Here is a 16,931-nt window from a genome sequence, read left to right on the forward strand (position 1 = left end):
TGTTACCGTAACCGTGAACGCAAAGTTGCGGTTGAAACCGGCCGCAGCTATTCGGACACTGCCGGCGAAGTGAACGGCTCCACCCCCGTCTCCATACCCCGGCTTCGGCTCCAGCTCCGGCAGTTTCATCGGCGCGTTTTTGCGTCCGTGGGCCGCGCCTTGCTGTGCGTCGTCGGGGGCCTTGGGCTGGCGCAGCGATCCGTCGGGGCGACTTCACCCGCGCCTGGCGGACTGGCCCGCGAGGCCATGCTCGTGTTGAAGGCGGAGTGTTTCTCGTGTCACAACGAGAAAAAGAAAAAAGGCGGACTCGTGCTCACGTCCCGCGAGGCGCTCCTGCGGGGGGCCGAATCCGGGCCGGTGGTTGTGGCCGACCACCCCGAAACGAGCGTGCTCGCGAGCGTGCTGCTGGCCGAGGCCGATCCGCACATGCCGCCGAAGTCCCAATTGCCGGACGCAAAGATTCAACTGCTCCGAAACTGGATTCAGGCGGGCACGCCGTGGGACGAGGCCGCGCTGCTGGAAGAGGATTTCAAACCGGTCGCGCTCGCGCCGTTGCCGTCCACGTATCAACCCGTGCTCGCCCTGGCCCTGGCTCCGGACGCCCAGCGCCTGGCCGTGGGGCGCGGCGGGGCGATTGTGCTGCACGATGCCGCGGTATCCGCCTTGCCGGTACTTCGTCAGGTGGCGGCGCATCGCGATGCCGTGCAGGCGCTGGCGTGGAGCGCCGACGGACGCTGGCTGGCGTCGGGCGCGTTCCGGCGCGTGGTCCTCTGGAACGGCGACACGCTGCAACCTGAACGCGAGTGGACCGAGGGCCTGAGCGGGAAGATCACCGCGCTGCAGTTTTCGCCCGACGGCACCACGCTCGTGATCGCGGACGGCGTCGCCGGGCGGAGCGGGCTCGTGCGCATGATCAGTCTGCCCGAGGGCAAGCTCGTCGCGTCGTGGTCGGCGCATGACGATACGATCTTTGCGCTCGACGTGAGTCGCGATGGCACGCGGCTCGTGACCGCCGGCGGCGACAAGGTGATCAAGATCTGGGATCTGGCGGCGCGAAAGGAACTCGCCCGCCTCGAGGGCCACGGTGCGCAGGTGCTGGCGGTTGCGTTCAACGCCGATGCGACGCAGGTCGTGAGCGGCGGGGCGGACAAGGAACTCAACGTGTGGGAGGTGCAGACGCGCGAGAAGGTCGCCACGCTGGGCAATCATTCGGCCGCGGTGAGCGCGGTGAACTGGCCCGGCGACGGCAAGACGCTCGTCGCCGCCACGAGCGGCGGCGGCGTTTTCGCCTATACCAATCTGAAGGCGCACGCCGGGACGGAGCGCTCCAAGGGCGGCGATGAAAAGAAAATCGGCGAGACGCCCGAAGCCATCCTCAGCGCGGTCAGCGCGCCCGATGGCGCGACGATCTACACGGGAGGGCACGATGGTTTCGTCCACGCGTGGAAGCGCGACGGCAAGGTGCTCGCCAAGCTAGCGCCGCCGGAAGCCGCGCCCGCCGCAGCGGACAGTGCAGCGGCCGCGACGGTGGCGAGCGCGACGCCAGCGACGTCGGTCAGTTTCCTGCGCGATGTCCTGCCGGCGTTGACGCGTGCGGGCTGCAGTGCGGGCGGCTGTCACGCGAAGGCCGAGGGCCAGAACGGTTTCAAGCTCTCGGTGTTCTCCTACGATCCCAAGGCCGACTACGACGCGATCGTGCGCGGTGCCCGCGGCCGGCGCGTGTTTCCGGCCGCGCCGGATCAGAGTCTGCTCGTGCAGAAACCGACGACCGCAATCGACCACGAGGGCGGGCGGCGGTTTGAGTCCGGATCGGAGCTGCACCAACTGCTCGTGCGGTGGTTGCGGGAAGGCATGGCTTATCGCGTCCCCAACGAGCCGGACCTCAAACGCATCACCGTCACGCCCCGCGAACGCGTGTATTCCCGACAGGGCCAACAGCAGCTGACCGTGGAAGCGCATTACGCCGACGGCAGTCGCCGCGACGTGACGCACCTCGCCGCGTTCGCCGCGAACGATCCGGAATTCGCGAGCGTGAGCGACGACGGCCTCGTCAAGGTTGGCACGCTCGCCGGCCAGGGCGTGGTCGTGGCGCGGTACATGGGTTTCGTCGCTGACACGCAGCTCACGCTGCCCGCCGAGCGGGTATTGCCGGCGAGCAGTTATGCGTCGCTCCCGCGGCACAACTTCATCGACGAACTGAGCTACGCGCACTTTCAGCGCCTCGGCCTTTTCCCCTCGGAGTTGTGCTCGGACGAGGAATTCGTCCGGCGCGCGAAACTCGACGCCGTCGGCCTGTTGCCGACGCCGGAGGAAGTGCGGGCGTTTTTGGCGGACAAATCGCCGGGCAAACGCCAGGCCTTCATCGCGCGGGTGCTCGATGAGCCGGCCTACGCGGATTATTGGGCCACGAAATGGGCCGATCTCGTGCGCCCGAATCCGGACCGCGTCGGCTTGAAGAGCGTCTTCGTGCTCGACCAGTGGCTGCGGCAGAGCTTCCGGCAGAACAAGCCGTACGATCAGTTCGTGCGCGAGATTCTGCTCGCGGAAGGCACGAATCACCGCGACGGGCCGGCGGTGATCTACCGGGACCGGCGCGAACCGGCGGAGCGCGCCACGATGTTCAGCCAGTTGTTTCTGGGGACGCGGCTCGAATGCGCGCGCTGCCACAATCATCCGAACGAAAAGTGGACGCAGGATGACTTCTACCAATTCGCGGCGTACTTCGGATCAGTGAAGCAGAAGGGCGCCGCGATTTCGCCGCCGATCTCCGCGGGCACGGAGACGTTTTACTTCGCGGCCGGCGGCAGTGTGAAACATCCGGTGACGGGCGAGGTGATGGCGCCGCGTCCGCTCGATGGCGTCGATCGGCCGGTGGACCAAGGCAGCGATCCGCGACGCGCACTGGTCGATTCGCTGCTGGCGCCGGACAATCCCTACTTCGCGCCGGCCGCGGTGAATCGCGTGTGGGCGAATTTCTTCGGCCGCGGACTGGTCGAGGCGGTGGATGATTTTCGCATCTCGAATCCCTGCGTGAATCCGCCGCTGCTCGCCGCCCTCGCGCGCGATTTTGTGGAGCACGGTTACGATTTGAAACATCTCGCGCGGACGATCATGGCGTCGCGGATCTATCAACTCAGTGCGACGCCCAACGCGACCAACCTCGCGGACACGCGAAACTTCTCGCGCGCGTATCGGCGCCGGCTGCCGGCCGAGGTGTTGCTCGATGCGGTCAACGACGTCACGGGCGGGACGGATACGTTTGCCGGCATGCCGCCGGGCAGCCGCGCGGTGCAGGCGTGGAGCTACAAGATCGAGTCCCAGTTCATGGACGCCTTCAGCCGGCCCGATCCGAGCATGGATCCGCCGTGCGAACGCGACGCGCACATCAGCGTGGTGCAGTCGTTGCACCTGATGAATTCCAAGGGACTGCAAGCGAAGCTCAGCAGCGCGAAGGGTCGCGCGCGCCAGCTGGCCGACAGCGGCCGGACACCGGAGGAGATTATCGGCGAACTCTATTTCGCGACGCTGAGCCGCGCGCCGACGCCGGAGGAGCTGACGGTGGCGACGGCTGCCTTCCCGGCGGAAGGCGCCGGACGTCGGAGCGCGACGGAAGACGTCTTTTGGGCGTTGCTCAATTCCGCCGAGTTTGTGTTCAATCACTGAGGATGAATCCCCCAATCCTTTGGCCCGCGAAACGCGCGGCGGCGGCTTAGGCCGCGGTGCACCATGAGCCGAATCACCCACAACTGTGCAGGCATGCGCCGGCGCGATTTTCTGCAGCTGGGCATTGGCGGCGGCGTGGGACTTGGGCTGGCGAGCCTGCTGCGGCTGCAGGCGCACGCCGCGGTCGTTTCGCCCGGGCCGGGCAAGCTGGCGGTGAAGGCGGGGGCCAAGGTGAACTGCATCATGATCTGGCTCGATGGCGGGCCGTCGCATTACGAGACCTTCGATCCGAAACCGGACGCGCCGTCCGAGATTCGCGGCTCGCTGGGCACGATTCCGACCGCGGTCCCCGGCGTGCATTTCTGCGAAGTGATGCCGCACCTGGCGAAGGCGGCGGACAAGTTCACAGTCATCCGTTCCATCTGCCACAAGGATCCGAATCACGGCGGCGGCAATCATTACATGATGACGGGCGCGCGTACACCCGTGCCGGTCGCGTGCGGGGCGTCGGTGACGTTTCATCCTTCATTCGGATCGGTGGTTTCGCATCACCGCGGACTCCAGAACGGTATCCCGGCTTACATGTCGGTGCCGCGCGTCTCGCGCAGCGGCGGGCCCAATTTTCTCGGCGGCAAGCACGCGCCGTTCGTGATCAACGGGAATCCGAACGAGAAGAGTTTTCAGGTCCGTGACGTCGTCCTGCCACCGGAAATCAGCGAGGGGCGCGCGGCGTCGCGTCGGGAACTGCGGGCGTCGCTCGACCGCATGCAGCGTTACACGGACAAGCTCGCCGAGGATCCGGCGGTCACGTTCGATCAATATTACCAGCAGGGCATCGACATGGTGCTGTCACCGCAGGCGCAGGCGGCCTTCGACATTCACCGTGAGGACGAGACGGTGCGCGACGCCTACGGCCGGAACGATTTTGGCCAGCGGCTGCTGATGGCGCGGCGGCTCGTCGAGGTCGGCGTGTCGTGGATGACCGTTTATTTCGGCGGCTGGGATCACCACACGAAGCTGTTCGACGCCTACAAGGGCGAGCAGGTGAAGAAAATGGATCAGGGCGTCGCGGCGCTGATCAACGATCTCGAGACCCGCGGCCTGCTCGACACCACGATGGTCGTGCTGCTCGGCGAATTCGGCCGGACGCCCAAGGTGAACAAGGACGCCGGGCGCGATCACTGGCCGCACGCGATGTCGGTGTTGATGGCGGGCGCGGGCATTCCGCGCGGACAGATCGTCGGTGCGACCGACGCCAAGGGCTATCATGCCGCGGAGAACGTGTACCGGCCGGAGGATTTTGCCGCGTCGCTCTACACCAAGATGGGCATCGATCACGCGCAGACGCTGCACACGAACACTGGCCGGCCGATGCAGCTCGTGAACAACGGGCGCGTGATCAAGGAGCTGTTCGTTTGAACGAAGGTCCCGGCGGCTCTGAGCCTTTCGCACCGATGACAGCGCTGGCGGACACCGATCGGCCGCGGCGACAACGCTTGATGGCTGGTGCCGTGGGGGCAGGCGCGCGGAGAATCGGGTTGGGCCTGCTGGTAGCGGTCGTCGGCGGCGCCGCGTGGTCCGCGCGCGCGGCGGCACCGACGCTCGAGCAGTTTTTCCCGGTGGCAGTGCAGGCGGGAACGACCACGACGGTAAACGCGGTGGGCAAGTTCGCGCCGTGGCCGGCGAAGGTCTGGACCGATTCGCCCGGCCTTTCGTTTCGGCCCGGGGAGAAAGCCGGCGAGCTGAGCGTCGAGGTCGGTGCGGACGTGCCCGCCGGTCCCCATCTTGTCCGCCTGTACAACGACACTGGCGCGAGCGCGCCGCGCTTCATCGTGGTGACGGCGGAACCACCCGGCGCCGAGGTCGAGCCGAATGACGAGTTCAGCCGGCCCCAGCTGATCGAGCGGCTGCCCGTTTCGCTCAACGGCCGGCTGAACAAGGGCGGCGACGTCGATTCGTTCGCGGTGCAACTCGAGGCCGGGCAGACATTGCTGGCGTCGGTCGACGCGTACGTGCTGGCTTCGCCGGTGGACGCGGTGATCCGTGTGGTGGATACGCGCGGGCTTGAGCTCGCGCTCAACCACGACAACGGCCGCAACCTCGATCCGTTGCTCACCTGGACGGCTCCGGCCGCGGGCACGTACGTCGTGCAGGTGTTCGGTTTCGCGCATCCGGCGACGGCCGACGTGCGGTTCACCGGGAGCGACGCGTGCGTCTATCGCCTGCACCTCTCGAAGGGGCCCCAGGTGCGGTACACGCTGCCGCTGGGTTTGGAGCGGACGAAGACCGCCACGTTGCGGGCGTTTGGCTGGAACCTGGGGACGGAGAACGGGCGGGAGTTTACCGTGGACGGGGCGGTGTTTCCCGCGGATCTCGCGCAAGCCAGCTGGCGGCGGCCGGAGTTTGAAAACGCCGTGAGCATCCCCTTGGGCGAAGGGACCGAATGGCTGGAGGAGACCTGGCTGGCTCGGCCCAAGGATGCGCCGGCGCCGTGTCCGCCGTTTGCGGTGTCGGGTATGATTGCACGGATCGGAGAAGTGGACCGCTTCGCCTTTGCGGCCACCAAGGGCGAAAGTCTCGTGATTGCGGTGCAGTCGGCAGCGCTCGGATTCCCGCTGGATGCCTGGCTCGCGATTCAAACGGCCGCCGGCAAGGAACGGGTGCGCGGCGACGATTCGACGAGCGCGGACCCGTTGGTGGAATGGACGGCACCCGAGAGCGGCACCTTTTACGCGGTGGTCGGCAGTGTGCTGCAGCGGGCCGGCGACGATCATCGCTATCGCCTGAGCGTGCGGGCGGCGCGACCGCGGTTTCAGGCCGTAGTGGCGGAGGCCGGTGTGACCGTCGAGCCTGGCAAGACGGCCAAACTCAAGCTCACCGCGCGTCGCAGCGAGGGTTTCAAGACCAAGCTGACGTGCACCGTGACGGGCCTACCCGCCGGACTCACAGTGGCTCCGGTCGAGCTCGGGGAAACGGCGAAGGAGATCACCCTCGAGCTGGCGGCCGCGGCCGACGCTGCGCCCTTCAGCGGCCCCGTCAGGATTCACTTTCAAGCGGACACTGACCCGGCGGGCGCAGTGTATCCGGCGGGGCACGAACTCGTGACGACCACGTTGAACAACGGCGTCCCGCAGGGCTTTCGCGACCTCGTGATCACCTCGACGCCGGACGTGTGGCTGACGGTTCTCTCTGCGCCGAAAGAAAAGGAAAAGCCGGCGGACGAAAAATAGCGTGTGCGGCTTGCGCGGGAGAAAAGCCGGATTGACGGTGGCGCGGGGCGCGATCGAACGATTGACTTGTAACCGTTGGGTTACCCCAATAATTTTTTCCTCCAGATGAAACCGCTTTTCCTGGCCGCGTTTTCCGGCCTCACCTGTGTGGCGTTTGCCGCCGAAACGCCCAAGTCCACGGCGACCTATCAGCAGGTCTACGGCGAAACCAAGGCTGCGGTGTCGGTCGATCCGGCCAAGGACCTGCCCAGCTATCCGGCCGTCGAGCCCAAGGCCGCGATCGCGACGTGGAAGGTGAAGCCGGGCTTCAAGGTCGAGTTCGTGACGCACGAGCCGTTCGTGCGCGATCCGATCGCCATCAGTTTCGACGAGAACGGCCGCATGTTCGTGTGCGAGATGATCGATTATTCCGAGGAGCGCGAACGCACGCCGCACCTCGGGCGCATCTCGATGCTCGAGGACAAGGATGGCGACGGCTTCTATGAGACCAGCACGGTCTTCGCGGACAACCTGCCCTGGCCGACCGGATTGATCTGGGCGAACGGCGGCTTGTTTGTGGGCGCGACGCCCGACATCTGGCGTTTCGAGGATCGCGATGGCGACGGTCGCGCGGAGGTGCGCGAAAAAGTGTACACCGGTTTCGGCTCGGGCCTCGCGCGCCTCAACGTGCAGGCGATGTTCAACAGCTTTCACTGGGGTCAGGACAACCGCATTCATGTGCAGAGCGGCCCGGGCAATCGCGGCAAGATCAAGAATCTGAAACGTCCGGGCGACGCCGAGGTCGAGCTGGCCGCGCGCGATTTCTGGTTCGATCCGCGCACCTATGAATTCGGCTTCGAGGCGGGCGGCGCGCAGTATGGGATGAGTTACGACAACTATTTTCGGAAATTCGGCTGTTCGAACTCGGACCACCTGCAGTTCTGGGTCTATGACGACCGCTATTCCGGGCGGAATCCGTTCTTCACCATGCCGGGCACCCGGCAGAGCATCGCGGCCGACGGTGGCGCGGCGGAAGTGTTTCGCATCAGTCCGGATGAACCGTGGCGCATCGTGCGCACTCGCTGGCGCATTTCCGGCGTGGTCAAGGGCGTCGTCGAGGGCGGCGGACGCGTCAGCGGGTACTTCACCGGCGCCTCGGGCACGATGGTGTATCGGGGGGACGCATACGGCGACGACTTCGTGAACAACACTTTCAGCGGCGACGCCGGCGGCCAGCTCGTGCACCGCAAGAAGATCCACCAGGACGGCGTCAGCCTCATCGGCCGCCGGCCGGCGGACGAACAGGGCTTTGAATTCGCGGCGAGCACCGACACGTGGGCGCGCGTGGTGAATTTCTCCAACGCTCCCGACGGCACGCTCCACATCTGCGACATGTATCGGCAGGTCATCGAGCATCCGTGGAGTCTGCCCGAGGAGATCAAGAAGCACCTCGATCTGAACAACGGCAACGATCGCGGCCGCCTGTATCGCATCGTCCCGGACAATCCCGCGTGGAAGCGCCGCAACACCGTGACCCTCGGCAAGGCGACGACCGCGGAGCTCGTGGCCACGCTCGAGCACACGAACGGCTGGCATCGCGACACCGCGTCGCGGCTGCTGTACGAGCGCCAGGACAAGGCGGCCGTGCCGCTCCTCGCGAAGCTCGTGCGCGAAACCAAGTCGCCACTCGCCCGGCACCACGCGCTCGGTTCGCTCGACGGTCTCGGCGGTTTGAACGAGGAGGCGATCCTCGCCGCGCTCGCGGACAAGGATGAACACGTGCGCGAGCGGGGTATTTATCTTTCGGAGACGGTCATGGCGCGGCAGCCGCTCAGTGCGAAGCTGGCGGAAAAACTCGCCGGGCTGGCTTCGGATTCGAGCGAACGCGTCCGGTTTCAACTCGCGCTCACCGCTGAGACCGCCCTGGCCACGCCGTCGGCCAAGCCCGCCGCGGCTCCGCTGGCCGCGGCCTATGCGCAGATCGCGCAGCGCGATTTTGCGAACAGCTGGATTTCCGCGGCGCTGCTCAGCGGTCCGCCGGAGATTGTGGCGGGCGTGCTGTATCCCGCGCTGACGCGCGATCCGGCGCAGGCGCGGACGATGGCGGCGTTTGTCGCGAAACTGATCGAGATTCGCGCGGCCTCGAAACCCGCGGAGGGCTTTGCCTCGTTGATCGATTTTGTGGCGCAGCCGGGCACGAGCCCGCTGTGGTTGCGGGCGTTGGGCGACGGCTTGCGCCGCGCCGGCACGAGCATTGAACAGGCCGATACCGGCAAGAAGCTCGCCTCGGTGTTCAGCCGGGCGGGTACGACGGTGGCTGATGCGAAGGCCGCGCCGGCCGCGCGATTGGAGGCCGTGGAACTGTTGAGCGTGTCCTCGCTCGCGCAGTCGCGCGAGGCGTTGACCTCGACCTTGAGTCCCGGGCAGCCGGAAGCGTTGCAGGTCGCGGCGATCAAGGTGCTCTCGCAGCATGCGGTGCCCGAAGTGACAGCGGTTCTGATTCGCTCGTGGGCGCAGGTTGCGCCGAAGGCCAAAGAGGCCGCCCTGACGTCGTTGATGGGCCGCGAAGATCGGCAGACGGCGTTGCTCGAGGCGGTCGCGGCAGGGAAGATCAAGCCGACGGAGCTCAGCGCGTCGCAGGTACAGGCACTCGCGCAGCACAAGTCGCCGAAGATCGCGGCGCTGGCGAAGACCGCGCTGGCGTCGGTGATTCCGCCCTCGCGTGCCGAGGTGACGGCGAAATTTGCGCCCGCGGCGGGGATGAAGGGCGATGCCGCGCGCGGCAAGGCGCACTATCTTGGGCGCTGCATGATTTGTCACCGGGCTGACGGCGCGGGCATGGAACTCGGGCCCGACTTGATCACGGTCAAGACGCGGGGCCGCGACGCGCTGCTCACGGCGATTCTGGATCCGCACAAGGAAGTCGCCCCGCAGTACATCGCGTTTGATGTGAACACCCGCGACGGCAACGCCTACACCGGCATGATCACGCGGGATGACGCCACCAGTTTGTCGCTCAAAATCATGGGCGGCGCCGAGGTCGCGCTGCCGCGGGCCAACATCAAGGGGAGTTCGTCGTCCGGGAAGAGCCTCATGCCTGAGGGACTCGAAGCCGGCCTATCGGTGCAGGACATGGCGGATTTGCTGACGTTCATCGAGGAGCTGAAGTAAGGTTCTCCTTTCGAGCGTTCGTTCATTGTAGGCGGGGCGTCCTCGCCCCGCGAGGACGTGAGGTTTAACCATAACGCGGGATGATCCCACCGACGCGGGACCGCCACCATTTAGACATCGTTCCGGTCGAACGCGCAGAAAGAGGTTGCGGCGGATTTTTCGCTGCGCCCACACTCACGCACTTACCCTTCATGAAAAACGTTCGTCTCGGCATCGTCGGTCTCGGCAACATCGGCAAGTTCCACACCGGTTACCTGCTCGATCACAAGATATCACGGTGCACGCTGACCGCGGTCAGTGACGCCTACGCGCCCGGCCTGAAGCCGTTCGAGGGCAAGCCCGGGCTGACGACCTACGCGAGCTGCGACGACATGATCCGTTCGGGCGAGATCGACGCCCTCGTCGTTGCGACGCCGCACTTTCTCCACACGACGATCGGCATCGACGCGTTGAAGCACGGGCTGCACGTCATGATCGAGAAGCCGATTTCCGCGCACAAGGCCGACGCCGAGCGTCTCATCGCTGTCGCCAAGGAGCACCCGAAGCAGGTGTTCGCGGGCATGTTCCAGATGCGCGTCGAACCGCGATATCAGAAGGTCCGCAATCTGATCCAGAGTGGTGAACTCGGAAAGATTGTGCGCGTGAACTGGATCATCACCGACTGGTTCCGCACCGAGGCGTATTACGCGAGCGGCGGCTGGCGGGCGACGTGGAAGGGTGAGGGTGGTGGCGTGTTGTTGAACCAATGCCTGCACCAGCTCGACATGCTGCAGTGGCTGTGCGGCATGCCGGCCAAGGTGCGCGGCTTCTGCCAGCTCGGCCGTTTCCACAACATCGAGGTCGAGGACAACATCACGACGTATCTGGAATGGGCGGACGGCGGCACGGGCGTGTTCGTCTCGTCGACGGGCGAGTCGCCCGGCACGAACCGTTTCGAGATCTGCGGCACGCGCGGCAAGCTGGTGCTCGAAAACAACAAACTCTCCTTCACGCGGAACGACGCCGACATGATCGAGTTCAGCAAGACGTCGAAGAGCGGCTTCGCGAAGCCCGACGTGTGGAACGTCGACATTCCCTTCGAGACCGTGGGCAACCCGCACGCGATTCTGATGCAGAACTTCGTCGACTCGATTCTCGACGGCACGCCGCTGATCGCGCCGGGCGCCGAGGGCATGGGATCGGTCGAGCTGGCCAACGTGCTGCTCTATTCGTCGTTCATCAACCAGACGGTGGATCTGCCGATGGACAGCGCGGCCTGGGAGAAGAAGCTCAACCAGCTGATCGCCGAGTCGAAGCACGAGAAAAAAGTCGTGCAGACCGTCACGGAAGACTTCACGAAGTCGTTCCGCCGGTAAGCCGGCGCAAGGTCCACCGATCGCTGGCGCGGCTTGCGTCAGCGGTCCCGGGCCGGCGGTGTTTGATCGTTCGCTATGTCGCGGCGCGCGGGGCTGCCGCCCGCCGGCGGAGGCGTTTTCGTCAGCAGGACCTTGTCGACCCGGTGTCGGTCCATGTCGGCGATCTCGAAACACCAGCCGTTCCAGACAAACTGTTCGCCGGCGACCGGGATGCGTCCGAAGCGATCCACCATGAAGCCTCCGAGGGTTTCAAACGTTTCGCTCTCCTCGCGCGGCAGCGGCCCGGTGGCGAAACGGCGCTTCACCTCATCGATCGGCATGGATCCATCCACGAGCCAGGAACCGTCCTCGCGTTGGACCGCATCGGGCATGCGGCGGTCGCCCGGCTGTGGCAGATCGCCCACGATGGCCTCCATCACATCGATCAGGCTCACGATGCCCTGCACACTGCCGAATTCGTCGGTGACCAGCGCGAGGTGCTTGCCCGACTTCTTGAACGTCTCGAGCAACTGCACGGCCGTGATCGAACTCGGCACGAAGAGCGGCCGCAGCAGGTGATTCTTCAGATCGTTGGCCACGCCCAGGGCGGCGTTGGCCCACAGCGATTTCACCGAGACCATGCCGATGACCTGGTCGCGCGTCCCTTCGTAGACGGGAAAGTGAGAGTGTCCGCTCGCCACGATTTTGCGCCAGTTGACGTCGTCGGTGTCGGCGATGTTCAGCCACACGATGCGCGTGCGGCGGGTCATGATCTCGGTGACCGGCAGTTCGTCGAGGTGCAGCACGCCCTCGACCATGGCGCGCTCGGCTTTGTGAAACACTCCGGCGGTCGTGCCCTGTTCGATCATGTGCGAGATTTCCTCCTCGGACGGAGGCGACTCCACATCCTTGCCCAGGCCGAACACCTTCAGGATGAGATTGGTCGAGATGGTCAGAAACCAGACGAACGGTGACGCCACCCTCGAGAGAAACGCCATCGGCTTCGCCAGCAGCATGGCGCGCGCCTCGGGATTCGTGAGGGCGATGCGCTTGGGGGCGAGTTCGCCGATGATGAGCGAAAAATACGTGATGGCACCGACGACCAGGACAATCGCGAGCACGTTGCTGTAGGGGGCGACGGCGGGAAACTGCGCGAACCACGCGGCGAGCTTCTCCGACAGGGTGGCGCCGCCGAAGGCACCGGCGAGGATCCCTACAAGCGTGATGCCGATTTGGACGGTCGAGAGGAAGCGGGTGGGCTCCTGCGCGAGCGCCAGCGCCGCCTGGGCCGTGCTGGATCCCTCGCCGGCGAGGGCCTTGAGCCGGGCCTTGCGTGACGACACGATCGCGATCTCGGCCATCGCAAACACTCCATTGATCAGCAGGAGGACGAAGATGATGGTGATTTCGGTGAGGCTGTTCACGGGACGAATAAGAGGTGCAGGTGCCGGAGGGCGAAATTCGAAGGTTGACGGTAGCGAAGCCGGAAGAGCAGCGCAAACGGACACCGCCGGATCTGCCTGGCCGCGTGGGTTCGGTCGGGCGCGCGAACCCTGCCCGCCCCAGCTTGGGGCTTCGCTGCACCAACGACGCGCAATCCGTGGCCTCCTCTCGCGCCGTCCGCGAGCTGAATGCTAACCGAACACCTTCTTCAGGTACTCGATGCTCTTCGTCGCGATCACCTCGGCGCCTTCGTCGTAGTTGAAGACTTCCACCGACACCACGCCGTCGTAGCCGACTTCCTTGAGCGCGGCGGCGATGGGCCGGAAGTCGATCTCGCCGAAGCCGGGGCCCTTCATGTTGGCGTCGTTGGCGTGCACATACGCAAAGTGTCCGCGCGATTCCCGGATGATCTGCGGGATCGGTTTCGTTTCCGAGCTCATCGCGCGGACGTCGAGGATGACCTTGAAACTGGGCGACCGCAGCTGCTGCGTGAAGCGTACGGCCTCCTCGGCGGTGTTGATGAAATTGGTGTCCACGGGCGGCAGCGGCTCGAAGCAGATGATCACGTCGCGTTGCTCGGCGAGCTTGACCGCGGGCCGAAACACGTCGGTCGCCCAGCCCCACGCCTGCTCATAGGTCACTCCGGGCAGCAGGCTCCGCTGTTTCGGCGATCCGACCACGATGACGCGGCTGCCGAGGTCGGCGCAGAAGTCGACGAGGTCGCAGAAGTACTGCGCCGTCCGGGTCCGGGTGGCGGCGTCCGGGGAGGTGAGATACATGCCCTCGGCCTGCACGAGCACCCAGTGAATCGCGGGAATCGTGACCCCCGCGCGGGCTGCAGCTTCACGGATCCGCGTGCGTTCGACGGCGGGGATGTCGGTCACGTACTTCGCGAGGGTGAACGGCGCGACCTCGACGCCGTCATAGCCCAGCCGGGCGCAGGCGGTGAAGATATCTTCGATTTTCCAACCCTGGAAGGTCTCGTTGCAGATGCTGAATTTCATAGAGGGAACCGGCCGGAGCAGGTACAGGACTGCCCGCGAATCACGCGAACGGGCGCGAATTTCAGAGATGGAATGTGACCCAGCCCCGCTCCATGTAGGTTCACCGCGGGTCGAGGCTCATGTCGGCTTCTACGCATTCGCGTCAACCAGCGTGATTCGCGGGCACCTTAATTGATCCGCTCAGTGCGCGAAGCCGCGTTCGTCCTCGGGCAGCGGCTGATTGCGGGTTTCGGGGGCGAAGGGCAGCACGATGAGGCCGAGGAGAAACACGGCGCACATCGTGAGGCCGGCGTACCGCATCGGCTCGGGCTGATCCTTGTAAACTTGGCTGGTCAGCAGGCCGAGAACCGCCGGGCCGGACGCGGCGGCGAAGCGACCGACATTGTAGCAGAACGAAATGCCGGTGCTGCGCAGCCGGGTGGGGAACAGCTCCGGAAAGTAGATGGCGTACCCGCCGAACAAGGACAGCTGGCAGAAGCCCATCACGGGCATCATCCAGAAGATCTGGCTCCGTTCCTTGAGGAAGAGGAAGACCATCGCGGTGCTGAGCAGCGCGAGCACGAAGCAGATGGCGAACGTCGGGCGGCGGCCGATGCGCTGCGACACGTGGCTGAAGGCCGTGATGCCGAGAAACGTGCCGACGTTGAGCATCATGGTGGCGACGCCGGCCCAGAAGGTGACGGCGCCCGGGATCCGCGCGGGATCCATGCCTTCGGCGGCGAAGGATTTCTGGAAAACGGATCGCACGAGATCGATCGAGAAGAAGCCGATGCCCCAGAGGCCGATGATGCCGGAGAGCGCGAGGAGCAGGCCGATCATCGCGTTGCGGCGCCAGCGGGTGTCACCGTTGCCGCCGTAAACCGTCCACAGGCCGGCCGCGATCGCGCCAATCGCGAGCCCGATGCCGATCTTGAGTTTGGGCAGCGACGAACTGCCGAAGAAGGCCATCGCGATGATCGCGACGATGAAGCCGGCGGCGATGGCGGCGGGTCGCTTCCAGTTGGCGTTGCCGAAGAGCTCCTCATACGAGCCCATCTGTTTTCTGCCGGAGGCTTGCTGGGCGGCGCGAGCGGCGGTCCAACGCTCGGGCTCCTTCAGCCGGGAACGAATCACGAGCGCGAGCAGCGCGGGCACGGCACCAATGACAAACATCCACCGCCACGCCGATCCGATTGCGCCCGACTCCTCAAGGTGCCCGAGGCCCATGCTGATGAGCGCCGCGCTCACGTTGCCCACCGCCGAGAGCGCCTGCAGCAGGCCCAGCGCGTGCGGGCGCGCCTTGTCGGGCATGACTTCAGCGACGAGCGAAACGCCCACGGCGAATTCGCCGCCGACGCCCAGTCCGGTGATGAAGCGGTAGAAGGCGAAATCCCAGAAGCCGACCGACAGCGCGCTGAGCCCGGTGCAGATCGAGTAGATGAGGATCGTCCACATCATCGTCTTGGCGCGCCCGATCCGATCGCCCAGCACGCCGAACGTGAGGCCGCCCGTGGCCCAGCCGATCAGAAAGATGGCCGTGCTATAGCCGCTGTAGAGCGCGACGTCCTCGCCCGGCTTGAGCAGCGAACGCATCGCGGGCACGCGCGCCAGGTTGAAGAGCTGCTGATCCATCGTGTCGAAGAGCCAGCCGAGGGCGGCGACGATCAACACGAACCAGTGATAGCGATTCAGCTCGCGCCACCAGGGACCGGATACGGGAGCAGTGGGAGAAGTGGACATGCGTCAGGAAAGGAGGCGGGGCTCAGAGCAGACCCTGATAGGCGAGCCAGAGTGAGCGGTAATACTTCATCACGCGCACCGGATCCGTGCTGGCGGGAATCTCCGCGAAACAGAAGCCGGTGTAGCCGGAGTCGTTCAGCGCAGTCAGCAGTTTCCGGAACGGATATTCGTCGAGGTAAAGATCCCGCATGTGCACGCTCTGGATCTTCTTCTTCACGAGGTTGAAGTTGTGATCGAAGCCGTCGCCCGCGAGGTCGGTCTGGTTGGAATTCCAGCAGACGCCCACGTTGGGATGATTCGCGACGTCCATCATCGTTTTCACGTGCGGCACGAGTGAAGTGCCGGCCCCGTGGACTTCGACGTAGACCTTCTGTCCGTGACTGGCGGCGAACACGCCCAGCTCACCGAGCGAACGACCGATTTGTTCGAGCGTTTTCTCGACCGGAACTTCCTTCGGCAGGCCGTTGGGTCGCACCTTTACGCCGACCTGCGCGCCGACGTCCTGCGCGAGGACGATGTACTCCTTGGTCGCCTCGATGTCCTTCTTCAGCTTCGCCTGGTCCGGGGTGTGATAGTCAAAGGCGCTGCCCAGGCTCGCGAGCGCGACCGGCGAGTCGGCAAACCGCTTCTTCACCTCGGCGCGTTCGGCCTTGCTCAACGTCACCTCGACGCCGTGCTTGTGCGTGGTCCGCAATTCGACGCCCTCGAATTTCGCCTCGGTGCAGTTCTTGATGATCGTGGGAATGTCCCAATCCATCGCGATGTTGTAGGTCACCGTGCCGAGCCGCATCTTGGATTTCTTTGCGAAACTCGGGGTGGGCTCGGCTGCGGCCTTGGCCTTTGCCTTGGGCTCGGCGGCCTGGGCGAAGGAGGACGCGAGGCCCAGCGAGGCGAGGCTGACCGACGTGGTTTTGATCCAGTGACGGCGATTGGTTTTCATGGGGTGAGGAAGCTAGACGTGGATTGATGCGCGGTGTCGAGCGGAGCTTTCTGGCGAAACGAAATCAGCGTGCGGGCGGAGCCAGACGCGACCGCGCGGGCAGCGGCGCGACGACGAACGGCGCGAGTTTCAGCACGGCGGAGAAGCGGGAAGGGTGGGGCGGACGAACGGTTCTGGCGATCAAAGGCGCGTGGGACGCGCGCGGTCCTTGAGAAAAGGGCGGCGCCCGACCGTCAATCAAGCCCGGTCTCTGCCGTCGTTCGGCGAAGCACATTTGCTTTGCGATTCCGAGTACGCCGCGCACGGTTTCCCTACCCTGCGGGCCGGTCGTTTCGGCGATCGTCCCGCGCGCCGCGTCCCACCCCGACACCTCCCTTTCCGTGCCCCGCTTGGTTCGATTCGTTCCGGCCCTTCACCGTTCGGTACCGCTCGTGCGCGGGTGCTTGGC

9 protein-coding genes are annotated in these 16,931 nt (G+C 65.5%); 5 read left to right on the forward strand and 4 right to left on the reverse strand.

Annotated elements, in window-relative coordinates; all coding sequences use genetic code 11:
- Positions 1-147: 147 nt before the first annotated feature.
- From ACLJEU_RS09280 to ACLJEU_RS09300, 5 genes are all read left to right on the forward strand, one after another.
- Positions 148-3,663, forward strand: a complete 3,516-nt coding sequence (locus ACLJEU_RS09280) for a DUF1549 domain-containing protein (protein WP_414662331.1) — start codon at positions 148-150, stop codon at positions 3,661-3,663.
- A gap of 63 nt (positions 3,664-3,726) precedes the next feature.
- The gene (locus ACLJEU_RS09285) at positions 3,727-5,082 is read left to right on the forward strand and encodes a DUF1501 domain-containing protein (protein ID WP_414662332.1); all 1,356 of its coding nucleotides are present in this window, start codon (positions 3,727-3,729) and stop codon (positions 5,080-5,082) included.
- A gap of 35 nt (positions 5,083-5,117) precedes the next feature.
- The gene (locus ACLJEU_RS09290; protein WP_414662333.1) at positions 5,118-6,893 is read left to right on the forward strand and encodes a PPC domain-containing protein; all 1,776 of its coding nucleotides are present in this window, start codon (positions 5,118-5,120) and stop codon (positions 6,891-6,893) included.
- 105 nt (positions 6,894-6,998) lie between these two features.
- The gene (locus tag ACLJEU_RS09295) at positions 6,999-10,043 is read left to right on the forward strand and encodes a PVC-type heme-binding CxxCH protein (protein ID WP_414662334.1); all 3,045 of its coding nucleotides are present in this window, start codon (positions 6,999-7,001) and stop codon (positions 10,041-10,043) included.
- A 191-nt stretch (positions 10,044-10,234) separates the two neighbouring features.
- Positions 10,235-11,398, forward strand: coding sequence for a Gfo/Idh/MocA family protein (locus ACLJEU_RS09300; protein WP_414662335.1), 1,164 nt, complete (start codon positions 10,235-10,237; stop codon positions 11,396-11,398).
- 38 nt (positions 11,399-11,436) lie between these two features.
- On the opposite strand, the gene ACLJEU_RS09305 is transcribed toward ACLJEU_RS09300, so the two are convergent.
- The 4 genes from ACLJEU_RS09305 to ACLJEU_RS09320 all read right to left on the reverse strand — a co-directional run bounded on the left by ACLJEU_RS09305 (position 11,437) and on the right by ACLJEU_RS09320 (position 16,483).
- Positions 11,437-12,801: a hemolysin family protein gene (locus ACLJEU_RS09305; RefSeq protein ID WP_414662336.1), complete on the reverse strand. Its 1,365-nt coding sequence runs from the start codon at positions 12,799-12,801 to the stop codon at positions 11,437-11,439.
- A 210-nt stretch (positions 12,802-13,011) separates the two neighbouring features.
- A complete protein-coding gene (locus tag ACLJEU_RS09310; protein ID WP_414662337.1) occupies positions 13,012-13,824 on the reverse strand; it encodes a sugar phosphate isomerase/epimerase family protein in 813 nt (270 codons plus the stop codon).
- Between the two features lie 180 nt (positions 13,825-14,004).
- Entirely contained in the window at positions 14,005-15,543 is a 1,539-nt protein-coding gene (locus tag ACLJEU_RS09315; RefSeq protein ID WP_414662338.1) for an MFS transporter, read from the reverse strand.
- 22 nt (positions 15,544-15,565) lie between these two features.
- Positions 15,566-16,483: a sugar phosphate isomerase/epimerase family protein gene (locus ACLJEU_RS09320; protein ID WP_414662339.1), complete on the reverse strand. Its 918-nt coding sequence runs from the start codon at positions 16,481-16,483 to the stop codon at positions 15,566-15,568.
- Positions 16,484-16,931: the final 448 nt, after the last annotated feature.

This window comes from Terrisphaera buseokensis, from assembly GCF_047521145.2.
GTDB lineage: Bacteria > Verrucomicrobiota > Verrucomicrobiia > Opitutales > Opitutaceae > ER46.